We start from the raw sequence: 19,138 nt of genomic DNA, 5'->3' as shown, positions 1-19,138 counted from the left end.
CACGGGCGAGCCGGCGGTGGCAGATGAGGGCTGCGGCTATGCCGACGAAGGCGAGGAAGTACTCGGCCTTGCGTTCGTAGCGGCGGTGGAGTCGGCGGCAGCCGGCGAGCCAGGACACGGTCCTTTCGACCACCCATCGGTGTCGGCCGAGCCGCTGCGAGGACTCGATGCCCTTGCGGGCGATGCGGTGGCGGATGCGGCGTTGGTGGAGCCATCGGCGCAGGTGGTCGTAGTCGTAGCCCTTGTCGGCATGGAGTTTGCCGGGCCGTCGGCGACGCGGGCCGCGGCGTGAGCGGATGGGCGGGATGCCGCGCACGAGCGGTTTCAGGCCGAGGCTGTCGTGCGTGTTGGCGCCGGAGATGCCCAGTGATAAGGGTAGTCCGTTCCGGTCCGTGATCAGGTGGATTTTCGATCCACTTTTGCCGCGGTCGGTCGGATTCGGTCCGGTCAGTGGCCCCCTTTTGCCGCCCGCACGCTGACGGAGTCGATCGCGCACCTCGACCAGTCCAGCTCTCCTCTGACACCGAGTTCGTCAAGGATGACCCGGTGCAGCCTGGCCCAGACCCTGGTTCGGGAACAGGAAGAAAGCACCCGGACCTGGCAGACCGTCAAGGACGACCTGGAGGTGCTGGACGAAGTCATCGCCGAAGCCGAGTCGCACCGCTCAGGGAGGGCCCTCAATCTGCAGTCGAGCGAGGGCTGGAACTGCATGCGCGGATCGCGGAACTTGAGGACAAGCGCTCTCGCCTCGATGGGGAAGGAGCGGTGCCCGCTACCCGGCCTGCGCAGTACATCGCCGCCCGGGTCGTCAACGACTTCGACTCGGTTCTCCAACACACCCTGGGCAGCTGGGAAGTACCGGCGGTCGACAACTCCGGGTACGACCAGTACAACGCCGAGATCCGGTCCGGGGGCCGCCCACACGCAGGCGTCCAGGGCGCTGCGCAGGGCGTGGACGCAGTCTCCGAGGATCAGGGGACCACGGCACTGGAGACCTCCTCGCACGTGACCCGTCCACCGGCACGCTGTACCTGTACTCCGGACAGATCGACTCAGCAGGCGTCTACATACTCGGCAGCCGCGCGGTCTACGGAAACGCCAGCTGGGACCTGACACGGCGGCCGCTTCTCACCTCACCCGGCAACATCCAAGGCAGCGTGGTCCACGCCACCGTGCAGGACCCGGACACCGGAGAGACATCGACCTTCCGCCAGTTCCAGCCCACCATCGGCGAGACCTACGGCGACTTCTGGGCCACCACACCTGCAGACCCGGACTACACGGGCAGCTACGTCGACAGCAACGGCACCGCAGCCAGCACTACCTGCCCGACCGGGTGCCTCATGTTCTACCCGGGAGGCCCGACCACGCATCGCTCGCCCCGACTGGTCGGCAGCGGTGCCTGGAGCACCACCATCACCGGCATCTTCTAGCGCAACCGCCGTCCTTGGAACGGCCGCTCGAGCTGAGGACGGCGGAGCGCCACGCCCGGCCGGGAAGGAGGTGCGCGGCCTCCGAGTGGTGCTACCCGAGCGTCTGCCCGGTCGGTTCATGGCGTGGGCGCGGTGCGGGTGGCGGTGCCGGGCCGTCCCTGCCGGCGACCGTTGATCGTGGAGGTTTGGGCGTGGTCGGGCCGGGCGTGGACGATGCGGCCGGTGTGCTTGCCCTCGTACATCGCCGTGTCGGCCGCTCTCATCAGCACGGGCAGTTCGCGGCTGCCGACCGCGGCGAGGGTGGCGGCACCGAGCGAGACGGCGAGCGGCAGTCGGTCCTCGCCGTACGGGATCGGCCGTGCCATGAGGCGGGTGAGGTGGTCCAGGCGCAGCTCCTGGTGCCGGGGTTCAATGGGGGCGAGTGCTGCGAATTCGTCGCGGCCCAGGCGTCCCGTGACGCCGTGGCGTCCGGCCCATGCGGTGAGGCGGGTGCCGATCGCGGCGAGGGCGGCGTCGCCGGCGGCATGACCGAAGTCGTCGTTAAGTCGCTTGAAGTGGTCGGCGTCCGCGAGGATCAGGACCACGTCGTGCGGGCGGCGCCCGAGGAGACGCTGGGCGCGGTGGGTGAAGGCTTCGCGTCGCCAGGTGCCGGTCAGGGGTCGCGCTGAGCGTTGGTGAGGCGGCGGTGGAGGACGGCGGTGTGGAGGGCCCAGCCGGCCAGCGGTACGGCGGCCGCGGTGATGTGGAGCGTCTTCCGGGATAACGGCGCGGTGCTCATACTGGGTTTTCCTCTTCCTGTTGAGAGGGAGCCCGGGCTGGCGGCTGTGCTTGCTGGCGGTGCCGCCCGGGCGTTGTCTGTCAGTGGTGCCGTCCGGCTCTCGGTCAGATCAGGACGCCCGCCGCAGCCGATGCGAGCAGGGCGAGCGCGGTCAGGCCGAGGTGGATTGCGTGGCGCAGGCGGGTGAACTTGGCGACGGCAATGGTCGACAGGACGCGGATGCGTGCGGCCCGGGTGTCGCTGGTCAGGCTGGCTCGGATCTCGTCGTCGTCGAGGCGTGCCCAGTACGGGAACGAGGCCCGGTCGTCCCCACTGAGCCGGGGCCGGACGACCAGGAGCAGCAGCACGGCGGCGGCGCCCAGGACAAGGACGGCAAGAGCGCCGAACGCCATGGTCACCGGTGGCAGGTCCTTGTCGGCCGCGGAGGCGACTCCAGCGAGCACCGCCTCATTGAAGGCCAGCAGTAAGGAGGCCTTGGCGTCGGTGCGGGCGGAAGCGCGCAGGTTCGCGAATTCCTGGACGCGTAAGGGCGGGAACTCGGGCGTGGATCTGGTGCTGGCCAGTCATTCTCATACGAGTTCGGACGCCACCACCGATGAATCCAAATGACGTCGCGCGTGGTGCTGGCCTAGCGTTTGCCCATGACCTCCCCGGACGGCGGCAGAGACGACAAGCCCGGCGTAACCATCCGCTCCCTGGACGACGTGGCCTCGGCGTGCGGCTCAGCGGACAGGAGCCATTCGATGAGGGCTGCGTGCAATATGTGGTCGAGGCCTGGGCTCCCGGCCTGACTGCACGCGTCGACGAGATCTGGGAGCCGCGCTCAAGCCCCTTCGAGGAGCACCCGTACGCGGGTCAGCTGGTCCGCCAGATCCGGGTACCTGGCTCGGAGCACCTGTAGGTCGGTCTGGGTGTCCAGGCCGTGGGACCACAGAACTCCGCGCCCCAACTCCAGCAGCTCGATGGCACGTTCCGGGGCGCCGGAGGCAGTGAGCGCGGCCGCGGCGTCCGTGGCCAGGTGTTCCCCGGCCTCGGTAAGTACCCGTTCCTGGCTGACCCGGTCCAGGCCGCGCCACGCAGCGATCGGCAGGATTTCCACAGCCACGGCACATGCGTCGACGGCGTCGGCGGAGCCGGGCCGCTCACGCATGGTCAGGGCGGCCCAACCCTGGGCCGCCCGCAGCCGGTACCACGATGCGGCGTCCGGCAGCAAAGCCGCCTCACGCCAGGCCGCCTCGGCCCGGCCGAGCATCGCCTCCCGGCTTGCGGAGGAGTCCTGACCGAGCGCGACTACCTGCTGTTCCAACGCACCCGCCAGCAACGTGAGCACCCTCGCGCGGTGCGGGCCATCGATGACCTCGCCGGCCTCCACGCTCGCCATCACATCCTGGAGCCGGCCGACCGCCGCAGCAAGGTCCTCATCCGAACCGGTCAGCGCGGCCCGGCCGAGCTGCAGCTGCACGACAGTCTCCCAGACGGTGCCTTCCGGGTCCCGCTTGTCCAATAGCCGGGCGGCTTCCTCGTAGTCCGCGAGCGTTGAGTTGACCCGGCCGCGGACGGTCAGGGCGCGTACGTAGTTGCGGGCCAGCGTCGTGCTCTCCCGGTCGCCGGGCGGCAGCAGGGAGTCAGCCTCCCGCACGCACCCCACGGCGGCGTCGAGGTCCTCGCTTCGCCCCAGAGTCTCGAAGCGTTCCACGTAGTAGTGTCCGAGGTTCGAGAGGAATTTGCCTCGGTCACGTTTTGCCTCGCCCGGGCGTTCCCGCTCGAACCGGGTGGAGCGGGAGCGGTCAATCGCTTCACTGACATAGGTGATGGCCTCTTCCAGATCACTGATCTGGCGGAAGAACAGGAAACGCATGTAGAGGGCGTCGGCCAGGCTCGATGCACCAAAGACGATGCCTGTTTCGAGTGTCCAGTCCAGCGCCTCCAGCCTGCGGTTACGGGACAGGCCGGGCTTCTTGAGGAGCAAGGACGCCAACTCACGTGGACTGGGTTTGGGCTCGAGAGGTGCACTCAGCTCGGTCTTCCGCAATGCGCGGTGCAGCGAGATGCTTTCGTCGAGTTCGGCGACATCACCGCTGGACCAGAAGCGTTGCATCAGGGCCCCGGCCAGAGCCGACAGGTCCGCAACCCGGGAGATCCCCGTGCCGAAGTTCGCGGCGCTGCGAAAGAGCTCGATGCACCAGTCGAGGGCTTCCGTATTGGTGTTCAGCTGGTGGAGCCTCAGGAGTAGCGTTCCCAGGTACCGCTCCCCGGTGTACCGGTCCAACGGTGATAGCTCCGCATACTGCAGGAGTCGGTGGAGCACCTCGATATGCTCGACGAACTGGTCGGGGTCCCAGGTCTCTGCAGCCTCAGCGGCCCGCTCGACCTCCTTGAGCATGTACCTGCGGAGCAGAATCCGTCTCAGGGGCACTGATCCACCGCCGCCATCTGCGCGATGTCCGCTGTCCGGACGCCGACTTCGCCTGAACGCGTCTTCACCACCAAGGTGCCGGAGCTTACCCGCACCACCTGCCCGCAGACCTTCCCGGCGGATGGTGTGGTTACCTCGACACCGGGCGGTTTCGCGGCGGGCCCGTACCAGGTCGTGCCTACCGCCGTCACCAGTAGCGCCGTGCATACCAGGGTCAGCACGACACCACGGCGAAGCGCCAGCAGTGCTGAGCGAGCTTCGGTGTGTTCGATGCCGCTCCGCACCAGACCGCCGCGCAGCGGGGTCAGGTCCAGCTTGCCGTGGGCAGCACGGACTAGGGAGAGCGCCGCCCACGTCCCGCAGACCAACGCGGCCAGCAACAGGATCCCCACTACAGCAGCCCAGGGCTTCGCCAACTGGCCCACATCGGTACGACCTTTGATGAGACCGAAGCCGATGAGCCCGACCAGGAGGGCGCCTAGCGCATTGCGCCAGGCAGTGGCCGCCGAACGAACCCGCGGGAGTTCCTCCCGCATCAGACGCGCGCGCTCTTGCGCTGCCAGGAGGTCTTCGCGCTTCGCATGGCGGCCCGGCGAGATGCTCAGCGGGCTCATGGCGTACTCGTGATGGTCAGGGTCCAGTAGGCGCCGCAGCCCGTACGGTCATGGGGGCGGTTCGGGTGGTCGTCCAGGCACATGCAGCTCATGGGCTCCACGTGGCTCGTTCCTCCACCGCCCTGGCCGGCTGATGCGGACTGCCTGAAGACACCAGCGAAGAGCGGCAGTTCAAGAGCCGCCCCGCAGCGGGGACAGTCGCACAGGAGGACGTACTCCTCGTCGCCGACGGGCACTAGCGTGTGGTCGCTTGCCACGGCCGTACTGTAAGAGGGATCGGTGACTTCCTGGTACTCGAGTGGTGTTCCCATGTCGGTCCTTCATCTGGTGCGTGAAACAGGTGCGGGGCAATGGGAAGGCGTCTCAGGGGCCGGTGTGGGTGAAGGGGGCCCAGGCGCCAATCTGACGGGGTCTGCGTGCGCGGACTTCGCGTACGGCCCGGTGCAGTGCCACGGCCGAACGGGCGGGTGAGAAGACGGACCGGTCGCCAGCGGCCCCCCGGTAAAAGGCCCGGGCGATCTCATGGGCGGCCCTGTCATCGACGGACCACAAGGTGCCCACCACGTGTCGGAATCCCGCGTAGTGGAGTGCAGCGCCGAGTGTGATCACCTCATTCGAGAGGACGAGACCGCCTGTCGCCGTCTTGCAGGCTGCCAAGAAGATGAACTCGCCACCGTAGTGGTCGCCGATGACGTCGGCGACCGTGAGCGTGCCGTCGTACAGGAGCAAGCCGCCACGCTGCGGTTCGTAGAGATCTTGATCTCCGTGACAGCTGAAGTGGACCCAGGGGTGCTTTGCCATCGCCGCGCGGACTGTCCCGACCGTGGCGCCCGCTCGGTCCAGCTTGGTGAGGCGGCCCCCGAAATACTCCTCAACAAGGGCGCTGTCCTCGGCGACCGAGGCCAGCTGGGGCTGTCCGGGGGTTTCTGGAGCCACGTACAGCAGGCGGCCCTGAAGAGGGGAAGGTGGTCGCTGCCGCGCCTCGCGCAACGCCCGCAGGGTAGGTGTGTATGAGGAGACCACCCGGTCCAGGACGGAGTCCGACGTCCCGCCGCCCGGCGCGTCGTGGTACCCGGCGGCGTGGAGCGGCAGGAGGCTCAGCACACCGGTTGGGCACCACCACACCCGCGGGTACGGGGTACCCGGTGCGGGGTCTGCGGTGTGCCCTAGGGTGCGCAGGACGGGTTCGGCGATCTCGTCCCACAGCTGCTCCGCCAGCCTCCGAAGGCCGGAATCCGCTTCCCGCCGGGCACGGGCCACCGCGATGCGCAACGATGCGATCGCGCGGTGGATATCGGGGGAGTGGTCGCCTGCCGCGAAGCGGCTCAGAGCCAGCGCCAGTTCCGCGGACGTCCGCTCAGCCTGCAACAGACGGTCCACGTATTGCCGGACCCGTCTGTCCAGCACCTCGGCGGACACCGCGGGCAGAGGTGCGATCACGACGCCGCCGGAGGTCACCAGTAGGGCGTCGCAGCGCCAGCGGCTGATGTTGAGCACGGCCACGGTGCCTTCGTCCGCGGGCGGGAAGAGATCAGGGGCGCGGGGAGCCTGCAGGAAGTTCGCCAGCTGCCGGTCACCGGTGTCCCTGCCCAGCTCGCGCACCCGCGCCACGAGGCGGTCCCATTCCCGGGCAAGGGCCATCCGTTGATCGACACGATGCCGTTCCGGTTCCGCCCCCGTGTCCGCAATTTGCAACTACGCCCTCCGGTGGCCCCGGCCCAGACAGACCTACAGCTCGACAGAGTAGCCCGTAATGCCCACCCCACTCCTGGAAGCCGCGGACCCGGTCGGGTGAGAACTAGCGTGGCCCCTCCGCACAAGATGGAAGTGCTCGAGTAGCGCGGCCTGCCGGTGCTGCTGACAGCGGAGGAGCTGGAGCAGACCACGTCCGTCGACGCCATGGCGGTTTACCAAGGCGGGCTGGAGTTCAGGCGGCCACGCCTTCGCCGCATGGTCCGTGCGCGTGATTTGCGCAGCGACCGGACAGCGAAGGGCGGCCGCTCCATCTGTGCCGAAAGCGGGTGTCGGGTGCTGACGGGACGGCAACCTGTCAGGGGTACTTGCTTGGCGAAGACCAGGGTTCCGTCGACCTCCAGCAGTGCTGTCTTCCCGCCGATGCCGGAACCGATCGGTGTAGCGCCGGCCACGAGCTCGTGCAGTCTGCGATCACTGCATAGCGCCAACGATGTGGAAACGGCACCGTGGGCGGCCAGGCGAGCACCGCGGGACATGTCACAGCTCTTCGCCTATGCCTCCATCCGGGCACCCGCCTCTCGGGCCCCCAGGTCAACGAGCACACGGACAGGAGCTATTCGCCACCCTCTGACGTCGAGGGCGATGATCCGCTCCTGTCGCCCTGACGGCTGCCGCAGCGCCCCAGTGACATCAATTCACATCGATATTGATCATGAAAAAGCCCCCAAGTGGCTCCCGAACTCATCTCGAAACGACATCTCTGAAAAGTGACACAGCGACCGGTGGACGTCTGGCTACCGGGGTAGCTTCGCGGTTCGCTCCGGGTAGGCGGTGCCGACGTAGCGCATGGCGGTCTGTTCGGTGATGCCGAAGAGCCTCATGAGCTTGAGCGGGTCGCCGGTGGTGAAGGCTTCGTCGAGGATGCGGTCCTGGCGCAGTCTGTCGAGGGTCAGGCCCTTGGGCAGAACTTGCTGCAGGGTGTTCCTGTGCACGGCCGGGTGGTCGGGGTCGAGTGCGGTTTTCTGGCTGACCAGCAGGTGGGGGTTGGCGGAGGCGGGCCAGCGTTGGTGGCGGTAGGTCAGCCAGTCGGCGGCGAGGTGGTGGGTGAGTTCTTCCATGTAGAGGGTGTGCCGCAGTAGGCCGCGGCGCAGTTCGAGGGTGCCTCGGGCGAGGTTCAGGTCGGCGGTGCGCGCGGTGCGGATCTCGGTGGCGGGGACGGCGTGGATGGCGGCCAGGGCGATGGTGAGCCGCGCGAACGGGGTAGCGGCGTGGTCGAGTAGGCCGGCCAGCAAGTCGGAGGGCACCGGTCGTGGGGTGCTTGTCAGATCACCCACGGCCAAGTGACGGGCGAGGTCGTGGAAGACCAGCCGCTTCCGTTTGAGAGCCCGGAACAGGCTACGTAGCGAGGTGGCGAGTTGCCGTCGGGCGGTCCCGGCCAGGTCTTCCAGGGCGTGTTGGAGGTGGTCCGGGGTGACTTCTCGAAGGGTCGTCATGCCGGCCTCCTTCCACGCGGTGAGGGTCGGTTGGAGGATGGTCAGGTATCGGCGGATGCCATACCAGCTGCGCGGCTCGTTCTCACGGGGGCCTTGGCCGCGCAGCACTTCCGCCCATGCGCGGACCTCGTCGGCGACGCGTTGCGGTAGCGCCTGGAGTGCGGTTTCGATCCAGGCCAGGTCGCTGTCCTGGTGGAGCTCGGGGTCGTCGACGAGCAGGCCACGGGCGCGCAGGAACTGGCAGACGGGCTTGGCCGCGAGGTGCGTATCCAGCCGGGCCAGGTCATGGACGTCGCGCTCGTGGACGGCGTTCTCGACACCGAGCCAGTACCCCAGGATGGTGAGGGTGCGGATGTTCTTGCGGAAGCCTGACGTCTGCTGGTTCCGGCGAAGCTCAGCGAAGTCCTCCACCAGCGCGGCGGCCGCAGCAGTCAGAGGCAGTTCGCCCGGTGGCCAGCTCCGCAGCCGGGCCAGCACCGGCGACCAATTGCGGCGCATGGTGAACAGGATTTCCTGCCCCGGGCAGATGGTCGCCGCAGGCGATATGTCCGCAGGTATGGGCGGGAGTTTGTCGTCCTGGAGCGGCATGGCCTGCCCGTCGGCGCCGACGGGCAGGTCGATCACTAGCTGCGTGGCTGCCACGGCGGTCGGCCGCACCTGGTCGGTGTCGCGATGGGGATGGCAGGTGCGGCAGTGGCCGGCACGCAGTGGCAGCGCGTCCCGGTGGCAGCGCGTGCAGTCCCCTGGCTGTTGTCGCTCCCGCCAGTACCGGCAGGGGTCGCAGAGGAATCCCGCATCCCGCCTCCTGGGCATCCAGGCTTGACAGTCGCTGCACTGGCGCGGTGCGAACCATGAGTTCGGGCCTGAGGTGACGTCGGGGGCCTGGGGTCGGCCGGCCCGGGCGAGATGTCTGGGTTGAGGCACGGCCAGCAGGCCGGCGCGTAGCAGGACAAGGCAGACCGTGTCACCATTCGTCGGCAGATCCCGCAACAACGTCTCGGGGGCCGTCGAGCCGCCGTCCGCCTCACGCACGGCCAGAGCGAGGCGAACCATCTTGGCGGCCAGGTAGTACCAGGCCCTGGTCAAGCGACGCTCGGCCGTCAACGCTTCCAGCACCGGTTTGGCCTGGTCCCAGCCGGAGACCATCCGGGTGGCGATAGCGCGGACTGTGGCGTCGGTAAGGGTGCGCGGCAGGGTGAACAAGGAAAGCTGGCCCCACACCTGCGGCTCCAGTACCGCCGCACCGGCCGGCTCTTCGCGCTGCTGACTCAGCATGCGTCTCCACCTGGCGTTCACCCCACGCCCGCCACTCTCACCGTGCACGATCTTGCGGGCCTGCGTCGCGTAGTGGCGGTAGGTGCCAATCGTGAGCTGAAGGGCACGCGGCGGTGCTTCGGGGACGGCCAGCGCCCAACCCGCGTCGTCCTCGGCCCGGATGGCTTGAAGGCAGGGCTTACACAGTCCCTCGGTGTTGAGGTGGGCCTCGTGTCGGCATCGCGGGCACATCCCGCGTGCGGGGTGATCGTATTTCCAGTGTTCGCAGCCGTGGCAGATTCGGCGCCCGTACAGCACCGACCAGTTCAGGCACATCTCGCAGCTGCGGGCACGCCCCGTCTTCTTCGCCATGCCCGTTGCTCAGCTCGGCGGCAGTGAACGCGGCCCGCCGCTGTGGCGGGTACGGGGGACGGGCCTCACCGGCCCCGGCTCCCGCCCCTCGGCGCCGATCGCCAGTTGGCCGGAGTCCTGGGCGGCCTGCGCGCCGGCGACGGGCTCGGCCTGGAGCAGGTCGGCGACCGTGCAGTCGAGCGCCGCGCACATCAGGTCCAGGTCGTCCAGGCGAACCGTGACGGGCTTGCCGCCCCACAGCGCGGCGACCTTGCTCAGCGACGGGTTGAACCCCACTTGCTGGAACGCGGCCAGCACTTCGGTCGGCCGCCACAAGTCCCGCTGGGCGGCGACCATCCGCAGATTCCACTTCACCGCAGGTTCCCCTTGTCCATCACCAGTCGTTGGGCAGCCCGGGCGCTGGCCGCCAGATTCGCGTGCTCCGGTTCGGCGTGCGCGGTCGCCATGTACCGAAGTGTCGTGGTGGCCCAGGCGTGTCCCAGGACCTTCTGCACCTCCCACAGCGTCATCCCGCGCTCGTAGTTGTGGGTGGCGCAGGCGTGCCGCAACAGGTGCGGGAACAGGTCGGTGACCGGCCCAGTCAGATAGGCGCCGGCCGCGTTGTGCAGGGCCCGACGGAACGTCGAGGGGACGATCGCTGGGGCGATCGGCAGGTTCAGCGCCGCGACTGCGGTGGGCTTGCGCTCCGATGGCCACAGCGGCGCCTTCGGGTGCTCGGCGTCGTCGCCGAACTCGCCACGAATCTCCTCGATGTACCACCACAGGAGGGCCCGGCCCTCCTGGAACATGTACGCCTCGCGCGGCCGGGGCCCCGACCCGCCGGCCCCCTTGCCGAGTACGACGAAGCGGCCCCACTGGCCGTGCTCCCAGTGCAGGTCGCCCATGCACACCCCGCACAGCTCGTTGGCCCGGACTCCGGACAGGTACGCGATCTTCGTCATCACGTAGTCGCGGCAAGCGACCAGGTACTTCCGGGCGCTTGGCAGGTCCTCGCGCCAGCGGCCGAAGAAGTCCCGCATCGCCGTCTGCGAGGGCGGGACACGCAAGCCGAAGTCGCCACGGTGCCGGGGCCGGTTGAACGGGTCGATCGGCGACTCGACGGCGTGGCCGAAGCGGCGCATGATCTCGCCGGCATAGCGCTGTTCGAGGAACGCGAAGTAGGCGTCGATCTTGTTGATTTTGCCGCGCAGGGTCGACGGCGCACGCTTGCCCGCACCGGCGAAGTACCGGTCCACCTCCCGGGGCGAGAGCTTCCATGGCACCGTGCCGTAGAACTCGCAGACCTCGATCACCGGCTTGATCAGCCCGTCGAGCGTCGTCGGTGCCAGGCCGGCCGCGTCCCTCGCCCACTGGTACTCGGACAGCGTGTCGAGGAAGAAGCTCTCCTCGTCGTGCTCCGAGATGCGGGCCTGGCGGCGCCGCTGAAGGGTGACGACGTCCGCAAGGCCGGACTCGACCGACACCGCGGCCGGATCTACCGGCACGGCCGACTCTGGCCCGGGGCGCACGAGCGTCAGCACGCAACTTTCGAAATCTGACACGAAGCCGCAGATTACGGCGATCACTCGCAGAATCTGCGAGTTACTGCTGAGATCTCACACCAACGAGTGAACGACCCACACAGGGCGATCTACCAGCTGAGATGCGGATTCGCGGCCACCAAGAGACCTCCGGGAACCCGCGCGTACTCCAATAATCTCGCGGCCACCGTGGCGCAGGCGTGGTCGAGGTTCTTGTCCATGTCGGGCACAGGGATCGTGGTCATGTGGCTGGGTTCTCCTTGTCATGGGTGGTCTCTGGGCGGCACGTCGTTGGCTGGCGGCTGCTGCGTCAGAGCCGGGAGGCGTGGTGCATGCTGAGGAAGCCCTCCACCCTTTTCAGAGCGCTCTGGAGACAGGGGAGGGCCTCCGGGGCGGCCGACTCATTAGCCGATGCTGCGGCCGCCCCGGGATTTCACGCGGCCAGCTGGTGCATGGCCGGGGGAGCGGTGGAGCTGGTGGGGTCGGCGTGGGTGCCGTCGTGGCACTCCAGGCAGGAGCCCAGGGTTTTGAGGGGTATTGGCGGAGCGCACTTGTTCTGCAGGTGCCGTATGCCGGCGCGGAGGTGCCGCAGAGGCGGTGCCGGTAGCGCTGAGGGATGCGGCCGTGTTGCTGAAGGAAGCTGGTGAGCCGGGTGCACCCCGGACTGCGGCGTCGAGCAGCGTCATTCTCAGCCCGGGCCACGCTCTTTGCCTGCGACGATGCAGCCGCGTGGTGTCCATCTCGCTGCGTAAACTGTTGGCTCGTGTGCCCGTCTGTGATGTCAACGTGCAACTGACGGTTCGCGTTCGACCCGAAGGACTGAGCCGTGCCCGACCGACCTGAGATCGTCTGCATCTGCGGCTCTACCCGGTTCGTGGACGAGATGCGTGCGGCGAACCGTGATCTGACCTTCGCAGGTGCCATCGTCGTCGCGCCCGGCGAGGCAGACGAGTTGATCACCAACGAGCAGAAGATCGCGCTGGACGCCCTCCATCTACGCAAGATCGACCTGGCTGACCGGGTTCTGGTCGTCAACCCAGGCGGGTATATCGGCGAGTCAACGAGCAGGGAGATCGCATACGCCCACGCCACCGGCAAGCCGATCTCGTTCACCGATCACTCTGGCCAGTAGACGCTTCGTGGTACGCGCGGGCAACGAGTCTCGGTCGGTCTTGGAGCGGGCTGAGCGCGGTCTGTCAGGTTTGCTTGCGACAGGCGATGTAGGCGAACCAGTTTCGCTTCGCGTATACGGTCCACCGTGTGGCGTTGCTGATGCTCGTGCCGGTGAGGTCAGCGAGGCCGGATGCCGGCAGGTCGGACGCCAGGGCGAGACGGGTGCTGTTGCGGCTGGCGAGGCCTTCGAAGCCGTGGCGTCGGAGCAGTAGGCCGAGGTATTCGGACCGGATGGGTCGCGCGGGTTCCTGGCCGGGGAAGAGCCACGGTGTTGTGCTGGTTGTCTGAAGGACCGGTCATCAAGGGCTCTGCATGCCGATGGTCCTCGCCCCCGGGATTGCGGGGGCGAGGACCATCGGGCCGTGCTTCTGGTGCTGTGGTCAGAGGTCGGAGGGAAGGCGCTCTCCGGTCTCGGCGTCGTAGGCGATGCCGGTCGGGGACAGCCGGATCATGCGGGAGTGTGCTCGGGTGCCCTTCTTCCAGTTCTTCCCGCCGACCGCGACGCGGACGGTGATGTCCGCGAGAGGATCAGCAACGGGCAACGAGAGCTCAGGCGAGTCGGCAAACCATTCGTCTGGCTTCACGCTGCTAGCGGTTTGCCCGTCGGCATCGATTCGCAGGTACCGCGCGTCCTTCTCGAAGTAGGTCCGAAGCTCGATAATGACGCGGTCCCCGTCTCTGTTCCAGCGGGCCAGCACGTCAGCGTTGACCCCATCGAGGCGTAGTTCGGCTCCTGACCTGCCCTTGTACGCGGCGGCCTTCTCGGTGCGGTCCTCGCGTTGCTGCTCGGTGTCGGCCATCTGACTCCCGCCGACGATCGCGAGGGACAGAGCCGCGGCGGTGGCGACGTAGGGCCAGACGCGGCGGCGGGTGCGGGAGGGCGGTTCGTCGTCGGGAGTCGACGGCTCGGGTGGGCTATCGGGCCCGCGGTACCACTCCTGTTCCGGGCTGCCGCCGGGCTGCTGCTCGAACCAGTCGAGGTTCTTCCCCATGCGGCTGACGGTAGCGCGCAGTTGGGCGGCCTTGTATCGGTCTCCGCCGAGTTCGGCCACCTGTGCCCGGGTCACCAACCACTGCACCGCCTCGTTCGAGTTGATGCCGTAGGCGTTGATGTCCTCGCGCTCGCCGATGGCGGCGAGATGGGCAGCTTCGCTGAACCGTCCTTCCATCGCGGCCTGGACGACGTCGTCGTGCCGAGTGTCGATGTCGGGCTCTATGACGTTGGGCGGCATGTCCCAGTCCCAGCCCTCGTCGGCCTGCTCGGGAGTGTCTTTCTCCACGACCAGGTCGTCGTCGTGCTCTGCTGGCATCGGCTGCTCGGTGCCGTGAGCCTCGCGCACGCAAGCATCTGCCTCTTCCAGCTCCTGGTCGTCGACGTGCACGAGGGTGCCCTGCTCCACGGTCAGGCCGAGGGCCTGCTGTGCCTGGCGCCGCCGGGACGACGTGTCGGTCAGCGCCATCTCGTCTTCGCTGACAACGGTCTGGATGATGTCGACGTAGCCGGGGCCGACCTTCCACACGGCCTGTCCCGGTCCGAGGGTCGGGATGGTGTCGACGGCCCACTGCGGCAGACCGAGCAGCGCGCCGACGGCCGCCGCCTCCTCAGGTCCAAGGCGGCCGACGTGGGCGATCTCGCACAGCCGTGCAAGGTCCTGGGCCTTGCCGTCGCCGAGGTCGGACAGGGTGTGCATCACCCCGTCCAGGGACAGCGCCGCCTTGCGCGAGTTCTTCAACTGCCGCTGGATCAGGGAGGCACTGGCGGGGGAGAGCAGGATCTGCCACGCCTCCTCGAGCACCAGGTGCCGGTGCGCGGCGGTCGACTGCGGCAGCCACACGTGCTCCGCCCAGCACGACACCGCCGCCATCAGCGAGGGGATCGCCGGGCTGTTGCGGTCCAGGCCGGTGAAGTCGAAGGAAAGGATCGGCAGGTTCGTCTCGGGCAGGCCGGCGTCCTCGCCGTCGAACAGTCCGCAGAGCGAGCCTTCGGTATACCGGGACAGCGCCATCGCGGCGGCCTCGCCCCACTCAGCGAGCCGGTCGGCCGGCCACCTGCCGGGTTCTGGACTGACCAGGGCATCCACCAGGCCGTTGAGCGCCGTTGCCTTGGGATGGTTCAGGGCGTGCTGGAGCGCGTGGGTGGACTGGGTGGTGAGGGCGTCGGGTTCGACCGCCAGGATCAGGGAGCGGACCAGTTGCTCCCGCACCGCCGGGGAGAACAGCTCGGAGCAGGGGTTGAGACGAAAGTCGCCGGCCTGGATGGTCCTGCCCCTCAGTGCCTTGACGACGGGCCGCCATTCGCCGGTCGCGCCGTCTTCACCAAAGGAGTCGATGACGACGGCCTGGTGGCCGTGTTCACGGATCTCCCGGTGCATCCGGATCTTCGCGGTGGTGCTCTTGCCTGAGCCGAGCCCTCCCAGCGCGAGCGTGTTCGTGGACGGGAGAATCGCGGCGGAAGCAAGCACGGGGGAGAGGTGGAAGGCGCGGCCGTCCAGCAGGGAGCGGCCGATCGGGATGCCCGGAAATTCTGTGTTGGAGGTGACGAGGGGCGCGGTGATCGCGGCGTGGCTGGAGGGCAGGCGGATCACAGGATCGCCCCTTTCTGGGTGGAGGCCCCGTGCGGGGTGGTCATGATGTGGGCGCGGTGCTGCTGGCCGGTGAGCCAGTCGAGACGGATGCGGTGCCGGTCAGCGGTGAGCGATGCGGTCCAGCGGGCGTCGGTGACGCTCTCGGGACTGTCGGCCCACACAGTCATGTAGGCGTCGAGGTCGACGAGGGTCGCGCCCTCGACCAGGGCACCGTGGGCCGTGCTGCTGGCGTGTTGCAACGCCTCGGCCTTGATCTTGTCGGTGGTCCACGCCTCGGCCGCGGCGGACTGCCAGCGTGCGGAGCGGCGCGACTGCGCTGCGGGCAGCGGCCGGTACAGGACGGCGAACGAGCGGTCTGCCCCGGCCGTTCGGTCCGCCTCCCCGTCGTCCAGCAGCAGGCGGCGCATCATCTCGCCGTCAGTGGCGTCGGGCCATCCCGTGATCCGGGCGGTCGCCGCGAACCGGCCGTCCTCCAGCCCGACCCAGCCTGCACTGCGTTCCGCGACGACAGGCAGCGGTTCCACTTCCACCGGGGTCAGGACCCCGAGCCGTGAGAACTCGCCCTCGAGGGTGGCGAGGATGCGGGCGGGTTGTCCGACCAGTCCCTTGGGGACGTGCACGGAGATGGTCTGGGTGTGGGTGGTGCAGTCCCCGACGGTGGCGTGGTGGGTGACGTGCACCTGGACACCGGCGGCGCGGGCCTGTCCGCCGGCGAATGTGAGCGCGCGAGAGAACGCATTGTGGAACTGGACCCGGCGCACTGGGTCCTGCACGGTGCCGTGCTCCTGGTAAAAGGCCCAAGACGTGGTCGCTCCCGGTCGGTCGACCACAGACCGTGGCGCGGTGCGCTCGCACAGGTGCCGGTATCCGACGGCCGCCCATCGGGCGATCGAGCGGGGTCCCGGCGCCGCGTTAAGCAGCGCCGCGGCCGCACCCACCGCGCCGAACGTCCACACCGGCGGTGGGGCGAGCAGCGCGCTCGCCAGGATCGCCCCGCCGGCCCCGGCGTTCAGCTTGGTCAACAGGGTTTCGGCGGGGCTCAGTCCGCGCTGCAGAGCGGGGACGCGGTAGCCGGGCGTCAGCGAGTACATGGCAGAACCTCCGAAAGCAGTGATGGCGCGGCCCCGGCGCCCACCGGGTCTGGTGGGCGCCGGGGCCGGAAAAGGATGTGCCCCCGTTACGGGTTGCGCGGGCGGCTGGGTGCCGGCCGCTGAGGGGGAGCCGTCTGGGGCGGAACAGGCTGAGTGGTGCCGGGCTGGGGCGGTTGCGCGCTGCCCGGCCGGGTCGGCGTAGTGCCGGGCGTCCGGGGAGGCGGCGAGACTCCGGCTGCGGCTCGCGCCTCGCGGCGTGCCTGGCTGATCTGCGCGGTGCGGGCCGTGTCCCGTGTCGCCTGCGCGACAGCAGAGGGGGTGGTCAGCCGTGCTGGCCGCTCCCGCTTTTGAACGCCGTAGGCCGCGAGCAGGACTCCGCGGTCCTGGGTCATGGCCCGGCCCGGGGTGTCCACGGTGCGGGGCACCCGGGGTGCGTTCTCCTGCTCGTAGACGGTCGGCACCCCGGCGCGAACGACGGCCCGGGCGATGGGATTGGCGGTGTGGCGCTCCACCATCGTCCTGGCAGCCCCAGCGACCCGGGGGCCGATGTATGGCACGCCGTGGAAGATCATCCGCAGCATGAGCGCATCGGCCGCGACCAGGAGCACGAGGTCCATGGCCACCGACCCTGAGAACAGCGCTACGAACGGGCTGATCAGCAGGAGGGCGAAGGGTGCGAAGAGAAGGCCCAGCAGCCGCATCGCCCACTTCTTGACCGCGGTTGTGTCGCCCCCTCGTGCCAGCGATGCCAGCACCAGGGGTGCCATGCACACGAACACGAGGATGCCGAGCTGCCGGGTCATGAACACCAGCGCGGCAAAAGCGAGGGCGACCACCAGGCCGGCGACGATCAGCAGCATCGCCAGCGGATCGTTGGCTTCGGCTGCCACGTCGGTTCGGATGGCCTTGAACAACGTCGACTCGTTGCTGTCGAACGCTGCCATGAACGCCGTGCTGACGGCCTTGTTCAGCAGCATCACTGCCCCGGGGATGGCTCCCATGGCGACAACGGCCGCAAGCGTCCAGCCGGTGGAGGCGCCCATCTGCTTGAGCCGTGGTGCGCCCTGCCATGCGGTCAGGGCGCACACCACCACCACGCATACGAAGATCGCCACGGCGAGGTGCTGGCCGAGCCACAGGAACGGCTGGTAGAGCGCGCTGTCGGTCTGCGCCGGCGCCCATGCCTTATCGGGCGCCACCAGCCTCTCCAACTCCTTGATCAGGTCATTGGCGAGGCCCTTGACGCTGTCGGCGGCGCCGTCCACAAGGTCACCGCCGGGGCCGGTCCCCCCGCTCACGTCGGGGGGACCGGTGCCGTCCGAGTCGCACAGGTGGCGCTGCCGCTCCGGCAGCAGGTCGCAGGGATCGTCCTTCTCAGGCATGCGGATCAGCCCTTGGGAGTCTGGGCCGGGGCGGTCACGGTGGAGAAGAGCGTGTCGCCGTACATCGCCAGGACAACGGCGACGAACAGCGTGCCGACCGCCATCGACCCCTTCCGCAGCGCGGACTTGGGGTCACTGGACAGCTGGAGCAGCATCCGGACGGCGATGATCGCGATGACGGCGGCGATGCCCTTGGTGACCAGGCCGCCACCGGTCATGCCGATGGTCTTGAAGAAGTCGGAGAAACCGCCGGACATGTCGACGGGAGCGGCGAGGTGGGTGAGCTTGCGCATGGGTCAGATCTCCTGGCTGTTGGTGGGGACGGGGCGGGCGACCGCGTAAAGGTCGGTCATCGCGTCCATGGGCGAATAGCGGACCTGAGTGCCGGGGCGGGGAGCGTCGATCATCCAGCCATTTCCGACATAGATGCCGACGTGATGAATGGACGCGGCGCTGGAACCGTAGAAAACGAGATCTCCGGGGCGCGGCTTGTCGACGGGCTGCGATGTCGCGTATTGCTGCGCCGCTGTGCGCGGCAGGGCGATTCCGGCCTGTGCATAGGCGTACAGCGTGAGCCCGGAGCAGTCGAATCCGATGATGGATTCACCGGATCGTCCCTTGGGGGAGCAGCAGGTCCCTTTCGAGGGTCCGCCGGCGTTTCCTCCGCCCCACGAGTAGGGCTTGCCGAGCATTTCCTGTGCCGCGTTGACAGCGGTTCCGGCCTGGTCGGTGGTCGCGGGCTTTCCGCCGGATGTTTCGGCAGCGGCGGCGCTGATGGTTTTGACGTAGTGCTGCGTCTCCTTGAAGGGAGGAACGCCGCCGTATTTGCGGACGGCGCCGCTGCCTGCGTTGTAGGCGGCCAGCATGTTGTGCTGTTTGTTGCCGGGGACGTCTTTCACGTCGTAGGCAATGGTGCACAAATATTTCGCGGACGAGGGGATCGCGTCCTCGGGGTCCCACACGTCGCGTTTGCCGTCCCGGTTGCCGTCGATTCCATGGCTCTCCCACGTGGACGGCATGAACTGGGCGATGCCTTGCGCGCCGACCGGCGAGCGGGCTTTCGGGTTGAATCCGGATTCCTGGGTGAGAAGGGCGGCGAGCAGATTCGGGCTGACTTCGGGGCAGGCGTTTCCCGCCTGCTCGATCAGCTCCTGGTAGGCAGTGGGAACGGCCATACTGAGCGCCGCTCCCACCGGGTCGTCGCCGGCCGACTGGACGAGAGCGGCCACGACGACGGCTGCAGTCGCTCCCACGCCGATCGTGACGGCTGCAGAGGCTCTCAACGCACAATCCTCTCTAGAGGCCTGTCTGAGTGTTTTCGCAGGTCAGTAC

At 68.5% G+C, this 19,138-nt stretch carries 18 protein-coding genes and 2 pseudogenes; 2 read left to right on the top strand and 18 right to left on the bottom strand.

Going from position 1 to position 19,138, the window contains the following annotated elements; genetic code table 11:
* A pseudogene (locus ACIPJI_RS35035) lies at positions 1-594 on the bottom strand (IS5 family transposase); the annotation flags it as partial.
* Positions 595-1,157: 563 nt separating this feature from the next.
* Between ACIPJI_RS35035 and ACIPJI_RS35030 the strand changes: the two are divergent.
* A complete protein-coding gene (locus tag ACIPJI_RS35030) occupies positions 1,158-1,433 on the top strand; it encodes a hypothetical protein (RefSeq protein ID WP_402250976.1) in 276 nt (91 codons plus the stop codon).
* Positions 1,434-1,549: 116 nt separating this feature from the next.
* Here the strand turns inward: ACIPJI_RS35030 and ACIPJI_RS35025 are convergent, their stop codons facing one another.
* From ACIPJI_RS35025 to ACIPJI_RS34970, 12 genes and pseudogenes are all read right to left on the bottom strand, one after another.
* Positions 1,550-2,089 carry a GGDEF domain-containing protein gene (locus ACIPJI_RS35025; RefSeq protein WP_402250979.1) on the bottom strand — a complete coding sequence of 180 codons (540 nt, stop codon included), beginning with the start codon at positions 2,087-2,089 and terminating at the stop codon, positions 1,550-1,552.
* Positions 2,086-2,211: a hypothetical protein gene (locus ACIPJI_RS35020; RefSeq protein ID WP_402250974.1), complete on the bottom strand. Its 126-nt coding sequence runs from the start codon at positions 2,209-2,211 to the stop codon at positions 2,086-2,088. Before ACIPJI_RS35020 ends, ACIPJI_RS35025 begins: the two co-directional genes overlap by 4 nt.
* 104 nt (positions 2,212-2,315) lie before the next feature.
* Entirely contained in the window at positions 2,316-2,654 is a 339-nt protein-coding gene (locus ACIPJI_RS35015; RefSeq protein ID WP_402250973.1) for a Pycsar system effector family protein, read from the bottom strand.
* Positions 2,655-3,034: 380 nt separating this feature from the next.
* Entirely contained in the window at positions 3,035-4,594 is a 1,560-nt protein-coding gene (locus ACIPJI_RS35010; protein ID WP_402250971.1) for a hypothetical protein, read from the bottom strand.
* A gap of 23 nt (positions 4,595-4,617) precedes the next feature.
* Complete coding sequence (locus tag ACIPJI_RS35005) at positions 4,618-5,241, bottom strand: hypothetical protein (protein WP_402250970.1); 624 nt, start codon at positions 5,239-5,241, stop codon at positions 4,618-4,620.
* Entirely contained in the window at positions 5,238-5,498 is a 261-nt protein-coding gene (locus ACIPJI_RS35000; RefSeq protein ID WP_402250968.1) for a hypothetical protein, read from the bottom strand. The genes ACIPJI_RS35005 and ACIPJI_RS35000 overlap by 4 nt, the downstream gene beginning before the upstream one ends.
* Positions 5,499-5,604: 106 nt before the next feature.
* The gene (locus ACIPJI_RS34995) at positions 5,605-6,882 is read right to left on the bottom strand and encodes a CHAT domain-containing protein (protein WP_402250966.1); all 1,278 of its coding nucleotides are present in this window, start codon (positions 6,880-6,882) and stop codon (positions 5,605-5,607) included.
* Positions 6,883-7,289: 407 nt separating this feature from the next.
* Positions 7,290-7,472: pseudogene (locus ACIPJI_RS34990) on the bottom strand (protein kinase family protein); the annotation flags it as partial.
* A gap of 258 nt (positions 7,473-7,730) precedes the next feature.
* Positions 7,731-10,055 carry a hypothetical protein gene (locus ACIPJI_RS34985; protein ID WP_402250964.1) on the bottom strand — a complete coding sequence of 775 codons (2,325 nt, stop codon included), beginning with the start codon at positions 10,053-10,055 and terminating at the stop codon, positions 7,731-7,733.
* A 9-nt stretch (positions 10,056-10,064) separates the two neighbouring features.
* On the bottom strand, positions 10,065-10,409 hold the full coding sequence (locus ACIPJI_RS34980; RefSeq protein ID WP_402250962.1) for a helix-turn-helix domain-containing protein: 345 nt from the start codon (positions 10,407-10,409) through the stop codon (positions 10,065-10,067).
* Positions 10,406-11,575 (bottom strand): tyrosine-type recombinase/integrase, encoded by a 1,170-nt coding sequence (locus ACIPJI_RS34975; protein WP_402250978.1) that lies wholly within the window; start codon positions 11,573-11,575, stop codon positions 10,406-10,408. Before ACIPJI_RS34975 ends, ACIPJI_RS34980 begins: the two co-directional genes overlap by 4 nt.
* A 110-nt stretch (positions 11,576-11,685) precedes the next feature.
* Complete coding sequence (locus ACIPJI_RS34970) at positions 11,686-11,820, bottom strand: hypothetical protein (RefSeq protein WP_402250960.1); 135 nt, start codon at positions 11,818-11,820, stop codon at positions 11,686-11,688.
* Positions 11,821-12,401: 581 nt separating this feature from the next.
* On the opposite strand from ACIPJI_RS34970, the gene ACIPJI_RS34965 reads away from it, so the two are divergent.
* On the top strand, positions 12,402-12,707 hold the full coding sequence (locus tag ACIPJI_RS34965) for a hypothetical protein (protein ID WP_356625094.1): 306 nt from the start codon (positions 12,402-12,404) through the stop codon (positions 12,705-12,707).
* A gap of 421 nt (positions 12,708-13,128) precedes the next feature.
* On the opposite strand, the gene ACIPJI_RS34960 is transcribed toward ACIPJI_RS34965, so the two are convergent.
* From ACIPJI_RS34960 to ACIPJI_RS34940, 5 genes are all read right to left on the bottom strand, one after another.
* Complete coding sequence (locus tag ACIPJI_RS34960) at positions 13,129-15,333, bottom strand: hypothetical protein (protein WP_402250957.1); 2,205 nt, start codon at positions 15,331-15,333, stop codon at positions 13,129-13,131.
* A complete protein-coding gene (locus ACIPJI_RS34955; protein ID WP_402250955.1) occupies positions 15,330-16,424 on the bottom strand; it encodes a hypothetical protein in 1,095 nt (364 codons plus the stop codon). The genes ACIPJI_RS34960 and ACIPJI_RS34955 overlap by 4 nt, the downstream gene beginning before the upstream one ends.
* A gap of 86 nt (positions 16,425-16,510) precedes the next feature.
* Positions 16,511-17,806: a hypothetical protein gene (locus ACIPJI_RS34950; protein ID WP_402250953.1), complete on the bottom strand. Its 1,296-nt coding sequence runs from the start codon at positions 17,804-17,806 to the stop codon at positions 16,511-16,513.
* Positions 17,807-17,811: 5 nt separating this feature from the next.
* The gene (locus tag ACIPJI_RS34945; protein WP_402250951.1) at positions 17,812-18,099 is read right to left on the bottom strand and encodes a hypothetical protein; all 288 of its coding nucleotides are present in this window, start codon (positions 18,097-18,099) and stop codon (positions 17,812-17,814) included.
* Between the two features lie 3 nt (positions 18,100-18,102).
* Positions 18,103-19,035, bottom strand: coding sequence for a bifunctional lytic transglycosylase/C40 family peptidase (locus tag ACIPJI_RS34940; protein WP_356625102.1), 933 nt, complete (start codon positions 19,033-19,035; stop codon positions 18,103-18,105).
* Between the last annotated feature and the right edge of the window lie 103 nt (positions 19,036-19,138).

The organism is Streptomyces sp. NPDC086835 (assembly GCF_044745705.1).
Lineage (GTDB): Bacteria > Actinomycetota > Actinomycetes > Streptomycetales > Streptomycetaceae > Streptomyces.
Note: the sequence above shows the minus strand (reverse complement) of the source record. Positions and strands in the feature narration are given on the sequence as shown.